At 48.5% G+C, this 23,755-nt stretch carries 17 protein-coding genes; 10 read left to right on the top strand and 7 right to left on the bottom strand.

All coding sequences use genetic code 11. The annotated features are described in order from the left end of the window. Positions 1–9: 9 nt before the first annotated feature. The 3 genes from NC796_RS21160 to secA form a co-directional block, all read right to left on the bottom strand. On the bottom strand, positions 10–666 hold the full coding sequence (locus tag NC796_RS21160; protein ID WP_310687524.1) for a response regulator transcription factor: 657 nt from the start codon (positions 664–666) through the stop codon (positions 10–12). 296 nt (positions 667–962) lie between these two features. Next, complete coding sequence (locus NC796_RS21155; protein WP_310687523.1) at positions 963–1,724, bottom strand: ROK family protein; 762 nt, start codon at positions 1,722–1,724, stop codon at positions 963–965. Between the two features lie 72 nt (positions 1,725–1,796). After that, positions 1,797–5,168, bottom strand: coding sequence for a preprotein translocase subunit SecA (secA, locus tag NC796_RS21150; RefSeq protein ID WP_409070401.1), 3,372 nt, complete (start codon positions 5,166–5,168; stop codon positions 1,797–1,799). A gap of 353 nt (positions 5,169–5,521) precedes the next feature. Here secA and rpmH point away from each other — a divergent pair, with 353 nt between their 5' ends. The 6 genes from rpmH (at position 5,522) to NC796_RS21120 (ending at position 10,317) form a co-directional block, all read left to right on the top strand. Next, complete coding sequence (gene rpmH / locus NC796_RS21145; RefSeq protein ID WP_310687520.1) at positions 5,522–5,677, top strand: 50S ribosomal protein L34; 156 nt, start codon at positions 5,522–5,524, stop codon at positions 5,675–5,677. 34 nt (positions 5,678–5,711) lie between these two features. Further along, positions 5,712–6,095: a ribonuclease P protein component gene (gene rnpA / locus NC796_RS21140; RefSeq protein ID WP_310687518.1), complete on the top strand. Its 384-nt coding sequence runs from the start codon at positions 5,712–5,714 to the stop codon at positions 6,093–6,095. Further along, on the top strand, positions 6,092–6,337 hold the full coding sequence (yidD, locus tag NC796_RS21135; protein WP_310687516.1) for a membrane protein insertion efficiency factor YidD: 246 nt from the start codon (positions 6,092–6,094) through the stop codon (positions 6,335–6,337). The genes rnpA and yidD overlap by 4 nt, the downstream gene beginning before the upstream one ends. A 2-nt stretch (positions 6,338–6,339) precedes the next feature. After that, entirely contained in the window at positions 6,340–8,169 is a 1,830-nt protein-coding gene (yidC, locus tag NC796_RS21130; RefSeq protein ID WP_310687515.1) for a membrane protein insertase YidC, read from the top strand. Positions 8,170–8,494: 325 nt separating this feature from the next. Further along, positions 8,495–9,430 (top strand): type I restriction enzyme HsdR N-terminal domain-containing protein, encoded by a 936-nt coding sequence (locus tag NC796_RS21125; protein ID WP_310687513.1) that lies wholly within the window; start codon positions 8,495–8,497, stop codon positions 9,428–9,430. A gap of 65 nt (positions 9,431–9,495) precedes the next feature. Further along, positions 9,496–10,317: an ATP-binding cassette domain-containing protein gene (locus tag NC796_RS21120; protein ID WP_310687511.1), complete on the top strand. Its 822-nt coding sequence runs from the start codon at positions 9,496–9,498 to the stop codon at positions 10,315–10,317. Positions 10,318–10,466: 149 nt separating this feature from the next. On the opposite strand, the gene NC796_RS21115 is transcribed toward NC796_RS21120, so the two are convergent. Further along, on the bottom strand, positions 10,467–13,079 hold the full coding sequence (locus NC796_RS21115; protein WP_310687509.1) for a M14 family zinc carboxypeptidase: 2,613 nt from the start codon (positions 13,077–13,079) through the stop codon (positions 10,467–10,469). Between the two features lie 1,564 nt (positions 13,080–14,643). On the opposite strand from NC796_RS21115, the gene NC796_RS21110 reads away from it, so the two are divergent. Continuing rightward, positions 14,644–15,594 (top strand): sulfite exporter TauE/SafE family protein, encoded by a 951-nt coding sequence (locus NC796_RS21110; protein WP_310687507.1) that lies wholly within the window; start codon positions 14,644–14,646, stop codon positions 15,592–15,594. A gap of 366 nt (positions 15,595–15,960) precedes the next feature. On the opposite strand, the gene NC796_RS21105 is transcribed toward NC796_RS21110, so the two are convergent. Then, entirely contained in the window at positions 15,961–17,094 is a 1,134-nt protein-coding gene (locus NC796_RS21105) for a hypothetical protein (protein ID WP_310687505.1), read from the bottom strand. A 141-nt stretch (positions 17,095–17,235) separates the two neighbouring features. Between NC796_RS21105 and NC796_RS21100 the strand changes: the two genes are divergently transcribed. Continuing rightward, on the top strand, positions 17,236–18,420 hold the full coding sequence (locus tag NC796_RS21100) for an RtcB family protein (protein WP_310687502.1): 1,185 nt from the start codon (positions 17,236–17,238) through the stop codon (positions 18,418–18,420). Positions 18,421–18,604: 184 nt separating this feature from the next. On the opposite strand, the gene secF is transcribed toward NC796_RS21100, so the two are convergent. After that, positions 18,605–19,573 (bottom strand): protein translocase subunit SecF, encoded by a 969-nt coding sequence (secF, locus tag NC796_RS21095; RefSeq protein WP_310687500.1) that lies wholly within the window; start codon positions 19,571–19,573, stop codon positions 18,605–18,607. A gap of 248 nt (positions 19,574–19,821) precedes the next feature. Between secF and NC796_RS21090 the strand changes: the two genes are divergently transcribed. Both NC796_RS21090 and NC796_RS21085 read left to right on the top strand, forming a co-directional pair. Then, complete coding sequence (locus NC796_RS21090; protein ID WP_310687498.1) at positions 19,822–20,586, top strand: sulfite exporter TauE/SafE family protein; 765 nt, start codon at positions 19,822–19,824, stop codon at positions 20,584–20,586. 86 nt (positions 20,587–20,672) lie between these two features. Continuing rightward, entirely contained in the window at positions 20,673–22,001 is a 1,329-nt protein-coding gene (locus tag NC796_RS21085; protein ID WP_310687496.1) for an Nramp family divalent metal transporter, read from the top strand. A 353-nt stretch (positions 22,002–22,354) separates the two neighbouring features. Here NC796_RS21085 and NC796_RS21080 read toward each other — a convergent pair whose 3' ends face one another. Then, complete coding sequence (locus tag NC796_RS21080) at positions 22,355–23,437, bottom strand: MBL fold metallo-hydrolase (protein WP_310687494.1); 1,083 nt, start codon at positions 23,435–23,437, stop codon at positions 22,355–22,357. Positions 23,438–23,755: the final 318 nt, after the last annotated feature.

The raw sequence follows: 23,755 nt of genomic DNA, 5'->3' as shown, positions 1-23,755 counted from the left end.
AGAATTGCTTTAATCCTTCACCTCATCTTTTTCAATTAGAAATCGGCCCAGCGCATAATGCCGAATGGCAACATTGGATTTAAGTCCCATTTTTTCCATTAACCTGGCACGATAGGTGTAAATTGTTCGCACACTCACGGAAAGTTCTTCAGCAATCTCTTTCATACTTAGCCCCCTTGCTATCATCTTCATCACCTGGAATTCCCGTTCCGATAGCCGTTGCTGGCGGGCCATAAGATTGAGCATTTGAATTTCTTCTGAAAGTTTCTGAGCCACCGCTTTGCTAACATAGGTGTGTTTTTGACTCACCAGCATATCTACCGCAGCGGCCAGGACTGTATCGAGCTGACTAACCTCCAGGAAGCCCATGGCACCCGCCTTGATAATTTCAGCAATTATTTCGTCATCGAAGCCCGATCCCACCGCAAGTATGGGCAACCCCAGGTATGAATGGGTAACTTGAAAAATGGCATCTAATTTAGGGGTTCCACCGGAGCCAACATGTTGAATAATTATGTCTGGCAGCTCCTGCTCCAACATATCAATGAGCTCGTGTGTGTGGCGTACGCTCCCTATTACCCTTGTTTGAAGCGGCCCCTCTGTCATCAACCTTCGTATCTTCTCATTTAGCAGTATATCTTCAGCGCTGACAATAATCTTAATCATCCTCTAAACCTACCTCTCTAACATAAATATTTTAATTACCTGGCCATTGTGGCCGAAATAAGACAAGCGAGGATGTCTAAATTTTACTCCCTGATCTCAACTTTCTGTACGAGCGGGAGACTCTCTTTTACAAAAGTAAAAACAAATTTAGTAATAAATAAGTGATTTAATTCTACTTATAGAAAATTTTAATGCTTTATTTTCTGTTGATTGGCAGCAATGAAGCAACTACAAAAAATAATAATCAAAAGAGGTGGATTGGTCTTCAAATTTTTTGAGAGTCTGGAAGAGAAAAATTACGAGGAAGTAACCTCCTCGGTTTCAGTAGAGGCAACGATGGCGGCACCCACAATACTGGCGTCGTTGAGAAAACTCGCCGCCTTGAAACCGGTGTTCACTCTAATGTAGGGAAACGTCTTTTCGGCTTTTTTACTTAACTCTCCGCCGAGAATAAAAAGGTCGGGGTGAAAAACAGTTTCCAGCTTCTCCAATATAGCCTGCAAGCGTTTACCCCAGGTTTTTTTACGAATACCCTCCTCTTTACGAGTTTTATTGGAGGCATATTGCTCCAGGGTAACGCCCTTCATCTCAATTAATCCAAGTTCCGTGTTTGGCACCAGCAAACCATCACGAAAAAGTGCAGAGCCGATCCCAATACCTACTGTAAGCACAATAATGGTACCCTCATGGTGATTTTTCCCTGATCCAAACCGCATTTCTGCGATGCCGGTAGCGTCAGAGTCATTGATCACCGAGACCGGATTATCGATGATTTCGGAGAAAAGCTGAGAGGCATCAGCGTCAACCCAGGCATTTTCAATTCGTTTTGTAGAGAGTACAACTCCACGATTTACTGCGGCGGGGAATGCACATCCCACTGGCCCGTCCCACCTGAAATGCTTGTTTACTACATCATGGAACCGTGCCAGCACCTTGTGGGGTGCAGTCTCATCGAGAGGAGGAGTACTAAATTGGTCGGAAAGCAGTTCTCCCTTTTCTGTATCCACGATCCGCCCCTTGATACCCGAACTGCTTATGTCTATGCCCAGTACGTCCATCCGATTGGTTATTGATTGATTAGTTATGGGTTATTTGAATTAATCACTCCACAAATAACCGATAACCAATAACTATTTTTCAATGAGGATCCATCCCTCATCTTCAATCATTCGCTTAGCCTTCTTCCACTTGATATCGATCACCTTTCCGGTGTTCATATTCTGCACTTTCACGTAATCGTTTCGGCCGGGCTCTTCTTCAACAGTAACCGGCTCAGGCTTTTTGTCACCCTGCTGTTGCTGCTGACCGCCATTTTGTTGCCCCGTTTTGAACCCCATGTTTGTGGAATCGGCATGCTGGGTTTTGGCTCGGTTTACATCAACTTTGGCTTTCTGCTTCTTGGCCTGTTTCATCGGTTGCTGGTCGGCCTGCATTTCGGGTATCGCTTTCCAGATCAGAGATATCGCTTCCTGGTTGATCTGGTCTACAAGCTGCTTGAACATCTCGAACGCCTCGCGCTTGTATTCAAGTAAAGGGTCTTTCTGTCCAAACGCGCGCAGACCGATACCCTCCTTCACGGCATCCAGCTCACGCAGGTGCTCCATCCATTTGTCATCAATGGTGGAGAGGATAGCCGTTCGTTCAAGCGCACGGGCTACCTCGTGCCCCTCATTTTCCATGGCGCGATCTACATCCACGACCACACGCATGCGGCGGATTCCGTCAGTAAAGACAACCTGCACCTTGGTCGGTTTGTTTTCGGCATCCGACTCCTGGATATTCTTAATCACCTCGTACAACGGCTGGGCAATCATCTCCTCTTTCTTGCGATACGCCTCGAACGCCTTGTCAATGATGTGATCGATCAGACCGTCTTCACGCATCTGTTTCATTTCATCCGGCTCGAGTTCAATATCCACAGCCAGGAACCGAAGAATCTCCTCCCTGAGCTTTTCAAATTCTCCTTCAGGAAAATGCTCGTCTACCACGCGCTCCACGAGATCTTCCACCATTTCGTAGATATCGCTGCGGAGCTGATCGCCCTCAAGCGCGTGCTTTCTGCGGGCATAGATTACTTCACGCTGATTGTTCAGCACGTCATCATATTCCAGCTGCTTTTTACGAATACTGAAATTGTTCTGCTCTACTTTTTTCTGGGCTCGCTCCAGCGACTTGGTGATCCAGGAGTGTGTAATGACTTCGCCCTCTTCAAAGTTGAGCCGATCCATCACTTTGGCCACGCGGTCGGAGGCAAAGAGCTGCATCAGGTCGTCTTCAAGCGAAACATAGAACTGAGATTCGCCGGGATCTCCCTGTCGACCCGAACGTCCGCGCAGCTGCAGGTCAATGCGCCGGGATTCGTGCCGCTCGGTACCAATAATTGCCAGGCCACCCTTCTCGCGCACACCGGGCGCCAATTTAATATCGGTACCGCGACCCGCCATGTTGGTTGCCACCGTCACCGCGCCGGGATTACCGGCCTGGGCTACGATCTCACTTTCGCGGGCGTGCTGCTTGGCGTTTAACACATTATGCGGAATATTCTGCCGCTTTAACATCCGGCTGATTGTCTCCGAAACATCCACGCTGGTGGTACCCACAAGCACCGGTTGCCCCTTGTCGTGATACTCCTGGATTTTTTCAATCACCGCATTGTATTTCTCCCGTTTCGTGCGGAATACCAGATCCTCCTTGTCATCACGGATCACCGGCTCGTTGGTTGGAATAACGACGACATCCAGATCATAAATTTCGGTAAACTCGCCCTCCTCGGTGGCCGCCGTACCAGTCATACCGGACAGTTTGTGGTACATCCGGAAATAGTTCTGCAGAGTAATGGTGGCGTAGGTCTGCGTTGTGGCTTCTACTTTTACATCCTCCTTGGCCTCAATCGCCTGGTGGAGTCCATCGGAATAACGTCGTCCGGAGAGAACACGACCTGTATGTTCGTCAACAATCTGAACTTTACCCTCCTGCACGATGTATTCCTCTTCGCGCTCAAAAAGAGTATAAGCTTTCAACAGCTGATTGACGGTGTGGATGCGGTCACTTCGCTCGGAAAAAGTGCGACGCAGCTCATTAAACCTTCGCTCACGCTCCTGCTCTACCTCTTCCTTTGCTTCCTTAATTTTCTTCTCTTTGTACTCCTCGCTGAACTCATCGTTGGCTTTGATCTCTTCGATCTTCTCCTTCTCCAGCTCCTCAATTTCTTCATCAATATCGGTTGTTTCCGTTCCGATATCGGGGATCACGAAGAAATCCTTGTCCTCATCCGACTTGGTGATAAAGTCCTGGCCTTTTTCGGTCATCTCGATGGCATTCTGCTTCATATCCACCGCATAGTAGAGCTCCTTGTCAACCTCCGGCAGGCGGCGGGCATTATCCTGCAGGTAAAATGCCTCCGTCTGCTGCACCAGCCGTTCGTTTGCAGGAATCTGCATCATCTTGCGGAACTGGCGGTTTTTTGGGAATCCGCGTTGTGCCCGGTACAGTGCCAGTCCAGCGGCCTCTTCATTGTCCTCTTCGAGGTGCTCCTGTGCCTCTTTTACCAAGCTTGCCACCAGCTTTTTCTGGGCTCGAACCAACGATTCCACCCGGGGTTTCAGCTCTTCGTACTTATGCGACTGCGTATCCTGCGGCACGGGACCGGAGATAATCAATGGAGTACGTGCCTCGTCGATCAGGATAGAGTCGACCTCATCGATAATGCAGTAGTGGTGCTCGCGCTGTACCATCTGTTCGGAGCTGACCACCATATTGTCGCGCAGGTAGTCGAATCCAAATTCATTATTCGTTCCGTAGGTGATGTCGGCGCGGTAGGCTTTGCGACGCTGCTCTGAGTTGGGCTTGTAAAGGTCTACACAGTCCACTTCCAGCCCGTGGAAATTAAAAATAGGTTCATTCCACTCGGCGTCACGTTTGGCCAGGTAATCATTTACTGTAACGATATGTACGCCACGGCCCGCCAGCGCATTCAGGTAGGCGGGAAAGATAGCTGCCAGCGTTTTACCTTCACCGGTTTTCATCTCGGCGATGCGTCCCTGGTGAAGCACAATAGCACCAACGAGCTGCACGTCATAGGGAACCATTCCCCATTCGTTTTCGCTTCCGCCGACCATCCATTTCTTGCCCAAGAAGCGGCGACAGGTGTCTTTCAGCACGGCAAAGGCTTCGGGAAGAATTTCGTCCAAAACCTCCTCCACAATATCATTGCGTTCCGCTTCCAGCGTATCAACCAGCTCGGTGAGCTCTCGGTGCTCGCCAACCGTCAGGTCCTCTTCATTGCTGTTTAGCTTCCGCTTGGACTCCTCCAGCTCTTCGTCAACTTCAGCTGTGGCTTCGCGAATTTGGGCTTTAAATTCTTCTGTCTTTTGCTTTAGCTCTTCATCCGAGAGCTCTTTCATCTTTTCGGTATGAGCGTTGATCTCATCCACAATGGGCCAGATCTTCTTAAGATCGCGCTCACTTTTAGAGCCAAAAACTTTGGTGAGAATATCAGTAATTTTATCGAGCATATTGCATCAATTGGGGGTATTCAAAATCACAGTTCTGTAAGGTACAGTTTAACGATTCCCTGTTCAAATTAATGTATAATAAAGAAAATTATTGATTAGAGCTTTGTTGACTCAGGGTTGGATGTTCAAGGTTGCAGGTTGAAGATTAACTCATCGTACAACATTTAACCTTTAACATTCAATTTGCAACCGATCGAGAATTTAACAGAATAAATTCGGTTCGTATTCATTATGGTAACACAGATCAATAAAACCGATAACTAGGGGTTCTTATTGTCCTATTAAATCCTTATGTTATGGGTCTCTTTAAACTGGAGTTTTCATAAAAGAATTGTTTCACCATGAAACGCACGTATCAACCAAGCAGTCGCAAGCGGAAAAATAAGCATGGATTCCGCAAGCGCAACAGTAGCAAAAACGGTAAAAAAGTGCTGAAACGTCGGCGAAAGAAGGGACGACACAGCGCAACCGTTAGTGATGAAAAAGGACCGAAGTAACGAATTATCATCGTCCACCAACAGGGATTTTAGCTTGCCTAGAGCTAAAATCCTGAGGGGGCGAAAAAATTTTCAGCGCCTCTTTCAACCCGGGGCCACGACATTTCGAAACGAGTTAGTAGACCTGCGTTTTCGCATCTATTCTGATCTCAATGATGGTTGCCTGATGGGATTTATTGTTAAAAAAACCCTCGGCAAGGCAACAAAAAGAAACAGAGTGAAACGTTTGCTTCGGGAAGCCTATCGGCTTAATCAACATATTTTGACACCCCTTTTTGAACGAACATCATATAGTTTTCACGGCGTTTTGATGGCCAAAACCATTGAAATGGAATTTCACGCGGTTCAGGACCAGGTGATTGACCTGCTCCAGCGAACCCAACAACACCTTCTCCCATTGATCGAACCGGGTTCATGAAGTACCTGCTAATCGGACTTGTACGTCTGTATCAATTGATTATCTCTCCTTATCTGCCCAGCAGTTGCAGGTATCATCCCACCTGTAGTCAATACGGTATAGAAGCACTGCGAGAGCACGGCGCCCTCAAGGGAAGCTGGCTTACCATCAAGCGTATTGCCCGCTGTCATCCCTGGAGCAAAGGTGGCATTGATCCCGTTCCCAAATCAAAACAAGAATTTACAAAACCTGAAAAAGGATAACTTTGGATCGTAATACAGCAACCGGACTCATTCTAATCTTTCTCATAATGTTGGCGTGGTTTTATTTTACCATGCCCACGCAAGAGGAGATGCAACGCAGGCAGGCTGAACAGGCAAGGCAGGATAGCATAGCTGCCGCCCAGGCCAGTGCCGACTCCATAGCCCGGCAGCAGGGACAACAAGTTACTGAAACAGATCCCGATACCGGACAGCAACAGCAGCAACCCCGACAACAGACCCTCCGTGGAGACGAGGAGGAGCCCAGTGAAATGGGCATGTTCGGGCAGTCCGGGGTATCAGACACTGCGAAAGTGACGGTAGAAACCCCGCTTTACACGGTAGAGTTCACCAACGTGGGGGCGGGACCCGCTAAATTTACGCTCAAAAGATACGAAACCTGGAACCACCAGCCGGTGCAGATGATTGCCGACACTACGCAGTCTGCCTACACACTGGGCTTCCTTTCGAATGAGAATTATAATGTCGAGACGAGCGATATCCTCTTTGAGCAGGTAACGCAAGGTAGTACACTGCAACTTGAGGAGGGGGAAACCAGGGAACTGCAGTACGCGCTAAACCTGGAAAACGGTGGCCAGATCCTCTACACCTATACCCTGAGGGGCGATTCTTACGAAATGGATCTTTCCATCGAATTCTCTGGACTGGATCGCAATATTATTGGCGGTACAGTGGACTTCGGATGGGAGCCAAGAATCAATTTTACGGAAAAAGATCATACGATTGAAGGGCCGCAGGCTTCTGCCTATGCCTACCTGGGCGGCGAGATGGAACAGCTGCTGATCAGCGAAGCCGGGCGCGAGGAACGAAATTTCAACGGCGATATCGACTGGGTCTCCACGAGAACGAAATTCTTCGCACAGGTCATTGAACCCGAAACGCCCACCGAGGGGGCACTGCTGATCGGGGAGGTCAGCGGGGCTGTGGATAACCCCAATACGCGCCACCATTACGAGTCTTATATCAAAAGTGACATCCCTGAAAACGGGCTGGTCGAATATCGCATGTATGTAGGACCGCTGGCCTATAATTCACTGAAAAAGTTTGATTCCGCAGCCTATGATATGGTGGATGTCGGCTGGAGCTGGATCCGGTGGTTCTCTGATCCACTGGTACGCTTCATCGTGATTCCATTCTTTGGATTCGTAAGCGACTACATGAGTATAGGGATGGGCATCATCCTGTTTGCCATCTTGATAAAAGTTGTACTCTATCCGCTGACCAAGAAGAGCTATAAGAGTATGGCGGCGATGAAAGAGCTGCAGCCGAAAATGAAAGAGATACAGGAGAAATATTCGGATAAACCGGAAAAACAGCAGAAGGAAACGCTTAAACTCTACAAAGAAGCAGGAGTCAATCCGCTTGGCGGCTGTCTGCCCAATCTCCTGCAGTTCCCCATTTTGATTACCCTGTGGCGATTTTTCCAGAACTCTATCATGATCCGGCAAGAGGAATTCCTCTGGGCAGCCGACCTTTCTGCACCCGACTATATCCTGGGTTTGCCGTTCAGCATCCCGTTTCTGGGCGATCAACTTGCTGGTTTCGTGCTGCTGATGTCTGCTGCCATGGTAGCGCAAAGTAAAATCACCGGAGGAATGGGTGGTGGCATGGGCGGTGGCGGTGGAGGCATGGGCGCCGGCCAGATGAAGATGTTCCAGTACCTGCTGCCCGTGATGCTGCTGTTTATCTTCAACAACTTTGCAGCGGGACTCAGCCTCTACTACCTGATCTACAACGTTGTCTCCATCATCCAGCAGCTTATGATTAACCGCCAGATTGACAAGGAGAACGGCGAAAAGGTTGAGGCTAACTAATTCTTCTTTACAGCCCTTCAAGGTGCTTAACCCTTGGAGGGTTTTCTTTTTATTTATTGAAAGAACTCAGCTTCGCTCAACACTTGCCAACTGTCTCGAACAATTCTTAATCTGCTCGACCTTGTGATTTATAAGCCATCCCAGGAAGCTTTACCGAGGCCGGAAGTAAGCAATCCCTCAGTTAGTTTAAATCTTGGATTCAATCCAAGATGTGGAGCCCACCTTGGAGGTGAACCCCATCTTATTCCTAATTCGCTAAATAGTTTGCTCGTTTAAAAAAAATCTCTACAATAAGAGCTGAATATTGAATCAAATTCATAACCGTATGCCCGGTTTAGCCCAACATCACTTTCCCCAGGTAGTATGGAGGGAAAACGAAAAACGGCTTTGGAATCCCATCCACAAAAAAGCGCTCAAAAATAGACCGGAAGAGCGGGTTCGTCTCCGTATTATAGAGGCACTCATTGACGCCGGGTGGTCGAAGCACAGGATATCAACTGAAGAAGCACTGCGACCAAAAGACCAGACACAAAGGCGCACCGATATTATCTGCTATGACCAGAATTTTGAGCCCAGGATCCTTATTGAATGCAAGGCAGAGAGCGTCCCGATCTCTGAAAAAGTGGCTGAACAAACGGCACGATACAACCGCTCGGTAAACGCGCCATACCTGCTGATGAGTAACGGAATCAACGATTTCTGGTATCGCACTTCAGAACAAAACAAACCGGAACGCCTGGAAGAACCACCCGAAATCTTGAAAATACCATCCCGGCATCCTGAGCGGGAATTTCATTATTGGGAGGAACGGGGGTTTGCCGGTAAAAATACAACCGATTCGGGATTGCGGCAGTGGTTGACTACCATGCTCAACGCTATCTGGAGAGCAGAAAGTGGCCAAGGGCAGTTCATTGAGTTCAACAACAGTCCCACTGACCTGCCACTTGCGCACTATTTCTGTATTTTTAACGTCAAAAGTAACCACCGGGTGGCTTTAGGGCTCCACGGGACACCGTTTGGCGGCACCCGGCTTGTGGCAGTCCTCAACCGTAACAAGCTGAACGTGGGACTCATAGAGGTAAATCTCGATCTGCTGGCAGAAGAAACCTCACCAAATGCCACGATCTATTCTGAAAGTGATCCTCAAAATTTTGATATTCGGGACTATGTTTCACTGAACCTCCAAGAGGTACCGGCAAGAGAACAGATTATACAGTTACCAGTGTCACTGGATGAGCTTTTTGATGATATAACAGTTTAATCTCTCGGGGGATTTTAAGGTACAAATAATCATTACATTATATATCGTCCGATAGCATTTATAACATGAATAATTCCCACCAGCAACCCATCTTAGAAGTAAACAACGCCACCGTCTACCGCGGGGACAACAAAGTGATGGACCATTTTTCCCTGGCTATCAACCAGTTGGAGCATACCGCCATCGTGGGACCCAACGGTTCGGGAAAGTCAACCCTGATTCAGCTTTTGACGCACCAACTACACCCACTGGCACCAAAGGACGGAAAGCCCGTGATCCGGGTGTTCGGTGAGCATCGCTGGAAGGTCTCGGAACTGCGAAAACGGATCGGCATCGTGTCCGCCGACCTGGAATACGAAATTGTCCACAACCTGAAGAAAGGCTACCTGACCGGACGCGAGGTGGTAATGTCCGGTTTTTTCTCCAGCATGCAGCTGTTTGAGCACTACGATACCACTGACGAAATGCGTGAAAAAGCTGCACAGGCCCTTGAAAAGATCGAATCCACTTACCTGGCCGACCGTATCCTGAACCAGATGTCGGCTGGAGAGAAACGGCGGGTGCTCATAGCGCGGGCACTGGTTACCAATCCCGACATGCTTATACTGGATGAACCCACGACGGCGCTCGATTTCGTGGCCCGGCAAAACTGCCTGAAGCTTATCCAGGATATTGCCCAAGAGGGGACCACCGTAATTATCGTTACGCACCATGTCTCGGAGGTGATTCCGGAGATCCAAAAGGTAATTTTATTAAGGGATGGGCGGGCAGCTTATTCCGGTCCCAAACAGGAAGTGCTTACTTCGGAAGTGGTAAGTTCGGTCTTTGATCACCCGGTAACCATCACTGAATTTGGAGAAACCTACCGTGTGGAGATGGATTTATAGTGATAAGCTTATAAAAGCACTCAGTCATCCCACACCTCCGACAGCTGTCGGAGATCTCGCGAGGAACGAAACCGTTGATCAAATTTAGAGAAAGTATCAACGGCTGTTTGCCTTGCTGAGAGGCCTTTGACCTTTATAAGTGAACCCTTCTAATACCTGCTCGTAGATGCTCCACTGATCGTTTCTCCGAAAAAGATGGCATTCACAAACAACTTATTAGTGCCATACCAGAAAGCACGGAAGTTGGGGTTGTCGGTCATCGCAATCACATTACCACTGCCAAGGCTGCTGACTATGATTCCCGCTGTGCCGCTCAACTTCTCGCTGTTCTCATTTGAAATATACCCGCTGGCCAGGGGATTTTCTTTATACCGCAGCGGTGTGGCATAGGGATTTTCAGCCTTCTCCATAAAGAGCGTACTGTTCCTGAAAACGGTGATTTCAGCATCATTATACCCGTATCCCAGTGGGTGAGTGAGATCCAGTTCAGCATTAAAAATGGAACCGCCGATATACTGAGCTCCCCGGTTTCTGCTCATGTTGGCATAAGGTTTGGGATCGGGTGCCTGTTCATCATTGTTCTCTTCCTCCACAAATTCCACTTTGGCCAATTTGCTCCGCTCGGCCCATTCCACCGCATCTTTGATCGTTAAAAGGGTGCCTCCACTTCGCACCCATTCCTTCAACTTCCGGGTCGTTTGGTTTGAGATATCACTATAACTTCCGTCAACCATTACAATGGCACTATATCGACTGATATCTGCAGATGCCAGGCGCTGCTTAGTCAGCAGTGTGGTCGGCATTTCGTACCGCTGATCGAGCAGGTGCCAGGCTTCCCCCGCTTCGTAGGCGTTGACTCCATCCCCGGTAATGATAGCTACCGAGGGAAGATCCAGATCCTCAAAAGAACCACTTCCCAGGTCAACACCGGATGGAGTAAGGCCCGTGCTTACCGCATACACGGTAAGTCCATCCTCTTTGGCAGCCGCCTGTGCCCATTGGTGAATCACCTGTGCCTCTACATCTTGCGGACCGACTGGAATCACGATGCTACCGTAGTCAAACTGGTGTACGCCGTTGGCCGTTACAGCGGTAAAGGATTTTGAAGCTACTTTTGCCCGGACGCCCTCTTTCTGAATTCGGTACAGGGCACGCGGGGCATAGTATTCATCCCATTCAAACACATAGGCATAGTCCGTACGCCCTCCCACGAGGGTACCTGCCGGCGGTTGCTCAATATCCACTATATCACCGATCTGACTGCTACTAAACTGGCGACTGTCCAGCTCTGCAAAAGGCAGGTTAAAAGCGTAGGGCATGGTCCAGGCCGAAACATCATAAAAAAGACTGTCTGGGAAAGAAGTACGCCGCTCAAACAGGGCGTCGATAAACTGGTGCTGGTACTGATTTGTGGGAATAATATAGGATGAGCCAGCCTGGAATATGCGCCCATTGGCATTTACGCTTTGCCCGAGTGTATAGACATCGATATCGTGGCGCCGCATCATCTCGGCCATTCGGTAGCTTCGGGCCCTATCGTGGTGCGTTCCAAAAACATAGGCCGTGATGTTGGAGCGTTGGGCCTGCTGGCGTGCCTCCCGGAAAAAGGTACGCTGGTGATTCAGGATTTCGGGTCGTAAGCTCTGGGCGGCTTCCAATGTAGACAGGGTGCTCAAAAACTGATTCTTTATCGTAAATGGAAACTTCAGCACGCCGTGGATGCTCTCCTGGGCATGCGACCGCGAGCTGGCCTGCTCAAACAGGATGCCGATACTGCCGTTTATATCGGGATAGGTGGAGCCCTTCCCGTAGTAAAAATCATCGTAGTTTTCCTGGCTGTAGTAGAGCCGCTGGTTTTGGTCAAGGATTTCTGCGTGATATTCACTGATCGCTTCCGTCAGCTGCTGATTGCGATCCGACGTCAGGGGATGCGTCCGTGAGGGTACGCCGGGCTGGAAGAAAAAGGTGGAGTTGGTACCCATCTCGTGATGGTCGGTCAGGATATTCGGCTTCCACTGGTGAAATATGTCGATACGGGCCTGGCTTTCGGGATGCTGCACCAGCATCCAGTCGCGGTTCAGATCAAACCAGTAGTGGTTAGTACGCGCCGAAGGCCAGGGCTGATTCTGCTCCATGTTGTTGGGATCATCCACCAGCGTTTCGCTTTTATGCGTGTTCGCCCAGTGAGCAAAGCGGTTTAGTCCGTCGGGATTCAGGCTGGGATCAAGCAAAATGACGCTGTTTCGGAGAGTCTGCTCGATACCGGGTCCCTGTGCCGCCGCCAGGTAGTAGGCCACCAGCAGGGCCGCGTTCGAACCGCTCGATTCATCCCCGTGGATACTGTACCCCATATAGAGTACCACCGGCATCTCCTCGACATTGAAATTGCCGGAACGATCAGGCTTGGACAGCGCCAGGTGGTTTTGTCGGATCTGCTCAATATTGGAATGGTTCGATGGGGATGTGACCGTAAGAACCAGCAAGGGCCTGTTTTCATAGGTACGACCGATCTCCCGGATAGCCACGCGATCAGAAGCTTCCGCAACGGCGTACATATACTTTACCAGCTGATCGTGCCGCACATGCCACTCACCCGGCACCATATGCAGCACTTCCTCAGGGGTGGGTATAGATGAATCATAGGTTACATCCTGCGGAAGGTAGTAATCCATCTCCGCCACCGCATCGGCCGGATTTTGAGCAGAAAGCCCGGTGGTGACCAACAGAAACAGAAAAAGTAAAAGACCCCTTTTTATTGCCATAATAGTGCGTTTGCTTGATTTTCATTACTGTTTTATGAAGTACCTGAATCAAAACCTAATAGTAAAGGCAGGGCTTGAAAAATATTTTAAAAAGCGGACTTACACTGGTGCGGTCCACTTCCAAGTGGGCTGCACCTGCAACATTATAGCCTTATTCGGTAATGATTTGAAATGGTGAAAGCTTTATTTTGGAGATTAGTAGCTCTTCTCCAAACTCTTGCCTTTTCGCGGGAAGATCTCTCCCGCTGGTCGAGATGACTGTTCACGTGTTAGGGTATAGCTTTACAAAGCTGGCCACAAACTATATCCAAAGCTCCCCCATGCAAACGTCATTTTGAACGTGAGTGAGAGATCTTCCTCAATGAGGACTACATTTGAAACCAGGACAATCATATTTAAAATAACGCTATCTGTAAAAAGCTTACTACTATGGAGGTATTGATGGGACCGAAGCTGTTTTCACGAAATTTGGCCCTTTACATGGAAAATTTCTCGTTATGCAAACTCCATTCGAAATGACGATTAAGGGTATGATATTGAACTTGGGGAGCATTAATCACCAAGCCACTTCACCTCGTCATCATTTCGACCAGCGGGATAGATCTTTGTTACCAAGGGCTTTCCACTTTGCAATGACAGTTTTTATGTCGAACTGACGTTAACTACGTTAATCAAATTCTCCTTACTATGTAAAGGTGATTAACATTACTATGTGGTTTATCTTCTCCTTACTATGAGAATCCAACTCACATTACTATGAAGCTTTGATTCCCATAGTAATGAAATTTGAATTTTCCTTACTATAAGAATTGGATCCATATACCTATATGGATCACCTCCATATTACTATATGCTTCCAAACCATATTAGTATATGAATTGGAGCCATATAGTAGGGAAAATGCTGTGGTAGAGATAAAGTGGGTAAGTTTCACCATGAACTGATGGGCAACTTATTTCCCGACAACTATAAAAAAGGCTACTGCCACAGCCAGACGTTTACAGCCCCTGGGGAGAGCAGCACATCCCCCTTTTCTTCGGCCATGGCCGAATTCATGTCCCCCCTTCGAAGGGGAATTTCGTGCTAGTACAATACGACCAGCCATACTCGCCTCAAAAAACAGGGGAACTCGCTCGCTTTAATTTTTTGAAACACTAACGTTCTGCACTGAAAGTGCAGGAGGGTAAACCCCATTTGGGGAGCAATAAAGTTCTAAGTGATAAATGGTAAGGGCACGATGCATCGTGCCCCAACCAAACTGCAAATTGTCAGACTAAACTCGTTGACATGGAAGTGTCGGACGCAGAGCGCCAATCTGGGGTACCGCCGCAGAGCGAACGGTACCAAGCAATAGAAACAATTCAACATCTAAACACCTCAACAACTCAACGTCTCAACACTTCAACAGCTTTCAACCTTAAACCTTCTGACCTTTGACTTTTTGACTTTCGACTTAACCATCAACAACTCAATGTTTCAACCCTCTCGTATTCTCATTTTACAGAACCTTTTCCGTATCTTACCTTGAAAGATCGACCTATAACAACATCGCAGGGATTCAATTATGACAACCAAGCACACAGAAACTGTCGAGGATTCCTTTCTGAGGGAGTACTCCACAAAAAAACGACTGCTATGGGGCTTTGGAATCATGGCACTTGGAATCATCATCGCCGGGTTCTGGAACTACCACCTGGTGGATGGGTTTGGGAAAAATATCGTGGCCGGAAATACCATTGGAAATACGGAGTCTCTGGCCGGAACGTACAATGAAAACGGCAGCGGTTTTGGATTTATCTTTGCCGCCATTGCCGGACTGGCAGCCACTTTTACGGCCTGTAACTGCGTGGCTTTTGCCATGATTCCGGGGCTTGCCTGCTCCACAGATAAAGCAACCACGCGGCAGTCGGCTATTTCTGCGATCATCGCTTTTGTAACGCCAGTCGTGCTGGTGGGTGCTGCTTACGGCATCTTCGTCGGTTTCCTGGGACCGGAGGGGGTCTCTGCCATTAATGAGCGCCCTGTCCGCATTGCGCAAGCCCAGGCCGTGTTTTCAATTATCGGCGTGGCCATGATCTTCTGGGGATTCCTGGAGCTCGGCTTCTTCAAGAAACTAACGCAACGATTCTCCCCGTTAACGCGCCAGTTCTTCAGCTCCCCGACAACCAAAGTAGCCCTCATGGGATTCCTGGTAGGCCTGTTTGCCGTAGGCCGCCCGTTCCCGGTATTCCGTCAATTTCTCGCGTATGCCGCAACGGCCGAAAGCCCCACCTATGGCGCCATTGTGATGGCTATTCACGGACTCGGGCAAATAACGGTGTTACTGCTCCTGTTCTTCAGCCTCGTATACTTTGCCGGGGAACGGATGATGCACTGGTCAACGGAAAAACCCAACCAGCCGCGCATGCTTACGGCAATGGCACTGCTGGGCGGCGGCGCTTACTTCGTGTTTTACTGGGGATTGGCCTTTGTTTATGATATCGGGCGGTGGGGTTTTAAGCTTGGATGGTATTAAAAACAATGTGCGACGCACTTTGGAAGTGCGTCGCACATGCTCATAGCCCTTCTTTCGATAAGTTTGATGTTTACCCGAGAGGGAGTCCCGAAAATCCTTTAATCCTGTACATCCTGATTCCAATGGGTGAAATGTGAGATTAACTGATCTTACATGCAAGATAATCGGTCATTACCAAAGCCTCCTGGCAATGACTGCGATTATTTTGAATAATTCTTACGTCGAACTCAGATTAGAATTAATAAATCGAATTGTTTAAACAACAACTTTAATTGTATAAGCTGAATCAAATCCACCCGCCCATCACTGGCGCGGGAATTAATTCCCGCGCTACAGATAGGCCTTATCACGACTTCCTCTATCTTATCAATACCGGAAGATAGCCGCTATATAGGAGCTGTTGGGCATCTCTTCCCGTTTCAGGGCGTAGACATCGCCGCCCTGCGTAATCGTTTTGATGGCGGCCAGGTTGATCAGGTCGTGCCCCCCGTTTCTCTGTTCCTGGCTTAGGTGAACTACGTCGTTGTGCTCGTCAAAACGTCCCCAGCTGTGCTCCCCGATCGGGATGAACAGGGAATCAACTTTTCCGTAGTAAGCCCCTTCCACAATGTAGGAGAGATCTTCGGACCGTTTCATCGTGCCGGACAGGTCACCAAAACGCTCGATATCGGCATACATATCCTTCAGGAAATAGGATTTGATGATCTCAAACCCCTCATCACGGATCTGTTCATTACTTTTCGGGTCGGGATTGCCCTTTATAGTCGAATCCAGCAACCGGTTGTAGTGATTGGCTTTTTTATAGATCGAGGTAGCTTCATCCACTCCCGCCAGGATCAGCGGATCATTACGTTTTCGCAAGAGGCTGGTCACCTCGGTCTCAATCGTTTTCAGGTATTCGTCCACCATTTTCCGGTCGTAGTCATTGCCTGAACCCTGTCCATGGAAAATAGCGGCGCCTTGTCCCTGTCCCGAATGGTGCTGCAGGTTACGCTCCACGACATCAAATTTCTTGAATTCTTCTATGCTGGTCGGCGAATCTTTCAATGCGATCTCATTCACTGAATCACGTGTTGCTCTGAGCAGGCGGACATTCTTTTGACTGACGGTTAACAGGCAATATGTTCCTTCAAGTGAAATCATTGGCAGCAGGGGGGTCACAAGAAAATAGCTGTCGATCAGGTAACGCTGTTTAAAATCAAGCGGCACTCGGAAATGTTCAAAATAGTCTTGCGTTATAAATAGAGCGAGACCTTGGTCACTATGTTGCCAGAATAGTGGCTGGTTAAGCAGCTCCCGTGGTTCCTCGAGCAGCTGGTCAATTTCAGGCTGCTTCATTCCGGAAGCAGATAGTTTATTCTCAATTTCACTTAGCATGTTCTTCAGGCGTATGGGATCCTGTTGAACTTCTTCACCTGCTTTATGAGTAGGCAGATATATCGAAATACTTTGTTCGCCGGCATTTGCAATAATATCCAGGATGATGTCGCGTGTAATCATATCAGAACCTCCAAAATTTAGTTCAACTTAACCCAGCGTACGTACTTGGTTAAACACCCTTTTTTTATAATTGATTCGTTTCAATTTGGGTGACCATTTTACTTATTATATAAACTCTGTAACTCATGTTCTATTCTGATTATGTCTGAAAAAAACGAAACCAACAATCCAATATTCGGTAGTCACGACGAGCAGACGCTCGACCAGTATCAAAATGTGCTGATGCGTGCCGAACGAGGGGCTCTCATGGCCGACGGTCACCTTGGGTATATCATGCCAATTGGCGGTGTGGCAGCTTATGATAACAAGGTTTCGCCAGTGGGCGTGGGCTTTGACATTGGTTGCGGAAACATGGCCGTAAAGCTGGACCAAAAGGCCGACGATTTCGATGTTTCGGAGGCACTTGATATCGTTGAAGATCGCATCGTGTTCGGGCTGGGCGGCACCAATCCCGACGCTCCCAAAGACCACGAGTTTTACGATGCCGCTGAGTGGGAGGCCTATCCGAACGAAAAGATCAAATCAGACCTCAAAAAGAAGGCCCGTGAGCAACTCGGCACCGTGGGCTCCGGCAATCACTACGTAGACCTGTTCAGGGATGAGGAAGAATATATCTGGATCGGCGTCCATTTTGGCAGCCGCGGCTTTGGATACCAGACCGCGCAGGGATTTATGAATCTATCACAGGGAAAAGAGTGGAACGACAAATTTGAACAGAAAGAGGTGCTTCTGGACATGGACACCCCACTCGGCGATGCCTATTTCGCCGCCATGAACCTGGCCGGACGCTACGCTTATCTTGGCAGAGAATGGGTCTGCTATACATTGGCCGACGCTTTCGGTACGGAGATCCTGGACGAAGTACACAACAACCACAATTTTGCCTGGAAAGAAGAACACGACGGGGATGAGCTGGTCGTCGTTCGCAAGGGAGCCACTCCCGCTTTCCCCGGCCAACGCGGTTTTGTAGGGGGCAGCATGGGCGATACCTCAGTAATCATTGAAGGTGTCGATTCTGAGAAAAGCCAGAAAGCGCTCTACTCCACCATCCACGGGGCCGGCCGGGTAATGTCTCGTACCCAGGCCAAGGGCGACTACCGGGGGCGGGATCTGAGCAAGGCTTCCGTTAAACCACAGATGATCTATGACTGGCTCGAAAAAAAAGGGGTGGAACTGCGCGGCGGCGGCCTGGATGAGGCTCCGCAGGTCTACCGGCGCCTGGACGATGTACTGGAAGAACACAGTGGTACCATCAAAATTCAACACCGACTGGAACCGCTGGGCGTAGTCATGGAGGGCCCGGAACGGTTTAGTCCCAAGAATTAGGAATTAAAAATTTAGAATGAAGAATTGATGAGTGCTGGGAGGGAGGTTGCACTCCCGACTTAATCAGTCTTAAGTGTTAAGTTTGAAGATTTAAGTTCAGGTAAAGTTAATTTATTATCGAAGGTAGTAAGTTGGTAATACGTAATCCTTAATGCGTAAACTCCGAACCTTCAACCTGTAACGTTTAACCTTCAATCCCTCGAACCGTGACTCTTTTTGACCTGATCTCTGCTTTTTTCCTTGGCATCTCTGCCTGTTTTTGTTTTCGCATGTCCACCAGCATCGGGCAGGAAATAAATATTGTACTGTAGGTGCCCAGGGCTATACCGATCATCAGTGCAAAAGAAAAGCCCTTCAGCACGGCCCCGCCAAAAAGAAAGAGCACAGCCACCACCATGAAGGTTGTCAGTGAGGTTACTACAGTTCGGCTCATGGTTTGATTAATGCTCCGGTTCACGATCTCCACCCAGGAAATCTCTTTGTGGATTAGCCTGTTTTCACGTATCCGGTCGAAAACCACAATCGTGTCGTTTAGGGAGTAGCCGATGATGGTCAAAAACGCACCAATCAGTACCTGGTCAATATCCATATTAAATGGCAGCACGCCATTCAGCAGTGTAAAGAGCCCGATTATGATGATCATGTCGTGGATCAAAGTAGCCAGTACAGAGACAGCAAAGATGAAGGTCCGAAACCGGATGAAGATGTAGATCGATATAACCAGCAGAGAGAACAGGGTAGCCATCTTTGCTGCTTCCTGCATGTCTTGGGCAAAAACGGGGCCGATAACATCTGTCTTAACAACCTGAACTGAGTTGCCCGGGAAGGCTGCGGTCAACGCCCGGGTCACCTGTTCGGTCAACAGGTTGACTTCTGTATCCGTGGTTCGTATCTGAAGTTCGCCGGAGGAGCCGAAAAGGCGTGCCTGGGGCTCAGATCCCAGCGCCTGTGAAAGTACGGTCCTCGCATCGATCACCGATACTGGTTCCCCAAAGGCGACTACTAGCTCGGAACCGCCGCGGAAGTCGATGCCGTATTGCAGGCCGCGGACGAAGATAGCAGCCAGGGATGCTGTCAAAAGAATCCCGGACAACGTATATCCCAGGACTCGCTTTCCTATGAAATCAAAATTGGCATTGGCAAAGAATCTCATACCTTGAGAGAATTAGGTCAGGGTCAAAACAGATGCCAAATGCAATCTGTTATCACCATGGGCTTTGGGACTCTTTTCCTCTCTAAATCTGGACACCAGTAGGGGGGACGATGATCATTCTGCTTGGTGATATCTTCAATATTACGAGTTTTTTAATAATACAATACAAATATTTTTATGTAATTTGATTCTCCATCATACAGCATATCCCTCTTGAGAGGCCCCCTTGAACACAATTTCTATATCATATGCCCATCCCTTTGGAATCCATTTTTACTGAAGAAGTCTTGCTATTTATTTTAATCGGTTTTATAGCCCAGCTTATAGACGGCACATTGGGGATGGCCTACGGAATCAGTACCAACACATTCCTAATTAGCATTGGCATTTCACCTGTTCAGGCCAGTGCCAGCATCCATATTGCAGAGGTGGCCACAACGTTCGTTTCCGGTATCAGCCATTATGGTTTCGGAAATGTTGATATTGAACTCGTAAAAAAGCTGATCCTCCCCGGTATGATTGGGGCCATGATCGGGGCCCTGGTATTGGTTTGGTTACCGATGCAGATTATGAAAACAGCTGTTGGGATGTATCTGCTCGTGATGGGGGGATATATTCTGTATAAAGCTATTCGCAAAAGTCCCGAAAAGAAGGTTTATCATCACACCATACCCCTGGGTTTTTTTGGCGGTTTTTTTGATTCGTCCGGCGGGGGAGGATGGGGCACGATTGTGGCGTCTACGCTTGTGGCCAAAGGCAGTATCCCCAGGCTGGCAGTGGGCACGGTCAATTTTGCTGAATTTTTCATTGCCCTTACTTCGTCACTCACGTTTGTACTTTCCATCAGCATGATAAACTGGCGCATTATCCTGGGACTGGCCCTCGGAGGGGCACTAGCCGCCCCGTTTTCCGCCTATTTTGCCAGACATATTCCGGCCCGGGCATTTAGTGTTTTGATCGGTATTACAATTATGTTGCTAAGTGGCTACACCCTTTACAAAGCGATCAGTTAGGATGGGTATCTTTCTAAAGAAGTAACACTCACAAAGCATGTGGTTCTCCGACGGGTCTTTTTATTTCACCATTATAATCATTATCGTTGCGCAAACGCTGGGAAACAACCAAAGTATTTATGGAGACGAAGCCTGTTAATTCTAATGAGTCGGATGTGGAAACAGACAAGTGGGAATCAATTAAGAAAAGTCTTGGTCCGGGACTGTTAATGGCGGCCGCTGCCATTGGGGTATCTCACCTGGTACAATCAACACGTGCGGGAGCCACCTACGGGTTTGCCATGATTTGGGCTCTCGTACTGGCTAATATTTTTAAGTATCCCTTCCTGGAGTACGGCCCGCGCTACGCTATCGCCACCGGTGAAAGTATGATTGAGGGGTACAAGCGACTCGGCAACTGGGCTATCTGGATATTCTTGGTATTTACTATAGGAACCATGTTTATCATTACAGCGGCAGTTACGGTCGTTACCGCCAGCCTTGCTGCAGAGCTTACTGGAATCGCGCTTTCCCCACTCACCTGGAGTGCCATATTAATGGCTGTTTGCGTAGCAATCATGATGTCGGGGCAATACTCAGCCCTTGATGGATCGGTAAAGTTTATTATGGTCATTCTTGCCGCATCAACCGTAGTGGCTCTGGGTGCGGCCCTGTTCCAGGGGGTACAGCATACCGGAGCCAACTTCTACCCGGATATCTGGGATTTTGCAGGCATCTCTTTTCTCATCGCCCTGATGGGCTGGATGCCGATCCCGATCGATGCTGCCGCCTGGCATTCGCTTTGGTCCCTGGAACGAGTGAAGCAGACGAAGTATCGCCCCAAGCTCAAGGAATCATTGCTCGACTTCAATATCGGCTATATAGGGGCCGCCACTCTGGCCCTGGGATTTTTGCTTCTGGGGGCCCTGGTAATGTATGGAAGTGGTGAAGAGTACGCTTCGAGCGGTGCTGTTTTTGCAAATCAGCTCATCAGCCTCTATACCACAAGCCTTGGCAGCTGGGCCTATTTGGTCATTATTATCTGTGCTTTTACCACCATGTTTAGCACAACCCTGACCGTGATCGATGCCTATCCCCGGGTGATGAACCGCATATTGCAGGTTTTAATGCCCGACACGGTAACAGAGGGGAATGGGCTCAGCACCTATCGTCTCCTGCTGGTCAGCATTCCGGTGATCTCGATCGCCGTACTCTATTTCCTCGGCAACCAGTTTACGGTGATGATTGACCTCGCCACTACGCTCTCCTTCCTGACAGCGCCGGTGCTGGCATATATTAATTACCGATTGGTAACCGGAGAGACGATGCCGGACGGCACCAAACCAAAGCCGTGGCTGCGATGGCTGAGCTGGGCCGGTATGATCTTCTTGGCCGGATTTGCACTTCTCTACCTGTATTGGATTATCCGTTTTTAGATTAACCTGAGTTCAAGATAAGACTAACTCAAAACAGTAGCTGTCGTCGCCAAGAGGCTTCGGTGATGGCCGATTATCTTGTGAGTAAAATCAGCTGATTTTACATATCACACTTGGGATGGGCAGGATTAAGAATTTTCGGGATTCCTTCTCAAGTTCACTTCTTATACAAAGATTACATCCTGTTCATCCTCGAGTCCCGTAAATCCTGGTTCTAAGTGCACCCTCATACTCATCTCTGCTTTTTGCTACTCCATCTACTCCAGCATCCGCAAGGGGTTCAGTGAACCTTCGGGAGCGGTCCCACAATGACACCATAGTATTTCAAAGCCCTCTTTTAGGTAGTTCTAAATTCACCCAACAACAGCTTTTCGAGCACTTAACGAAACGCGATGGGATGTTCCCTCTTCCATTGTTATAAAATCCTCTTCAGCGACCCCGTACTTCTTGAGTGCTTCGGCCAGGTCTTTTATCGGCTCATCCATCCCGTCATCGGCCAGCGGGAAGGTTCCAAAGTGCATGCCGATGCTCTGGCGGGCGCCGATGTCATTGTGGATATGCACCGCCTCATCGGGATCGACGTGGATCGGCTGCATAAACCAGCGCGGGCGGTAGGCCCCGATCGGGATCAAAGCGGTATGGATCGGTGCAAAGCGGCGGCCGATCTCTTTAAAAAAGCCGTCATACCCGGTGTCGCCGGCAAAATAAATATTCCCTTTGGGCAGCTGCAGAACATAGCCACACCAGAGGGTCTTGTCACGATCGGTCAGGCCACGACCCGAAAAATGCTGTGAAGGAACACTGCTGACTGACACGTTTTGGTTGTAATCATGTTGCTCCCACCAATCGAGTTCCACGGTGTTGTAAATGCCATTTTCCTCCAGATAGTTGGCAACGCCGAGGGGTACGATAAACAGTGGGTCGTGTTTTTCGCTCAGCTCCATAACCGTGTTGACATCCAAGTGGTCGTAGTGGTTGTGACTGAGCATCACAAGGTGAATTTCGGGCAGATCCTCGAATTTAATTCCCGGGGGACGCATTCTCTTGGGACCAATCCACTGGAACGGACTCGCACGATCGCTCCATATCGGGTCGGTCAGAATATTGATCCCGTTTGTTTGGATAAGAAATGTGGAATGATTCACAAAAGTAAACACTGCTTCATCCCGATCAATACCGGAGACATCTGGAACGTCTCCGCAGGGAACATCCTGCAGAGTGAGATCTCGCCATTCTCCCTTGTCTCCACTCAGAGACCACTTCAGCACATCGAGCATGCTTCGGGCTTTTGAGCCGTTGGGATTGGAAAATTTCTTGCCGTTAAAGTGATCGGATTGGGGACCTGAAGCGGTGGGTGCGGCAATGATATAATCAACAACAAACGTCGCCAGTGTTATGCCCACGAAGAACGCAAAGGACCAGAATAGAACTGTCATGTAAGCTTATCAATTTATCTGTCTGAAAAAAATAGAAAGGAAACTAAGAAGAGTTGTGATTATATAACAGCTTTTTTTGAAAACATCCCTGCCCTAAAATAATCAACTCGTTCTATTCATTATTTATCCCTGCCCATACAAGAGCACTCAATTTCCTGCTTCTCGAACTATATAAAAAAAATTTAATATGGATTTGGCCTCTCGATCAAAAATAGTCGGAACTTTTCTGCCATGAGTAGTATATACAAAGCATACGAAGAACTACGTAGTTAAATACGTAATTATTCGTAGGAGTGACAATTAACCTTAATAAACCAA

It is taken from the genome of Aliifodinibius sp. S!AR15-10 (assembly GCF_031569985.1).
In the GTDB taxonomy this organism is placed as follows: Bacteria; Bacteroidota; Rhodothermia; order Balneolales; family Balneolaceae; genus JAMQKA01.
This window is presented reverse-complemented; position numbering and strand designations above follow the sequence as displayed.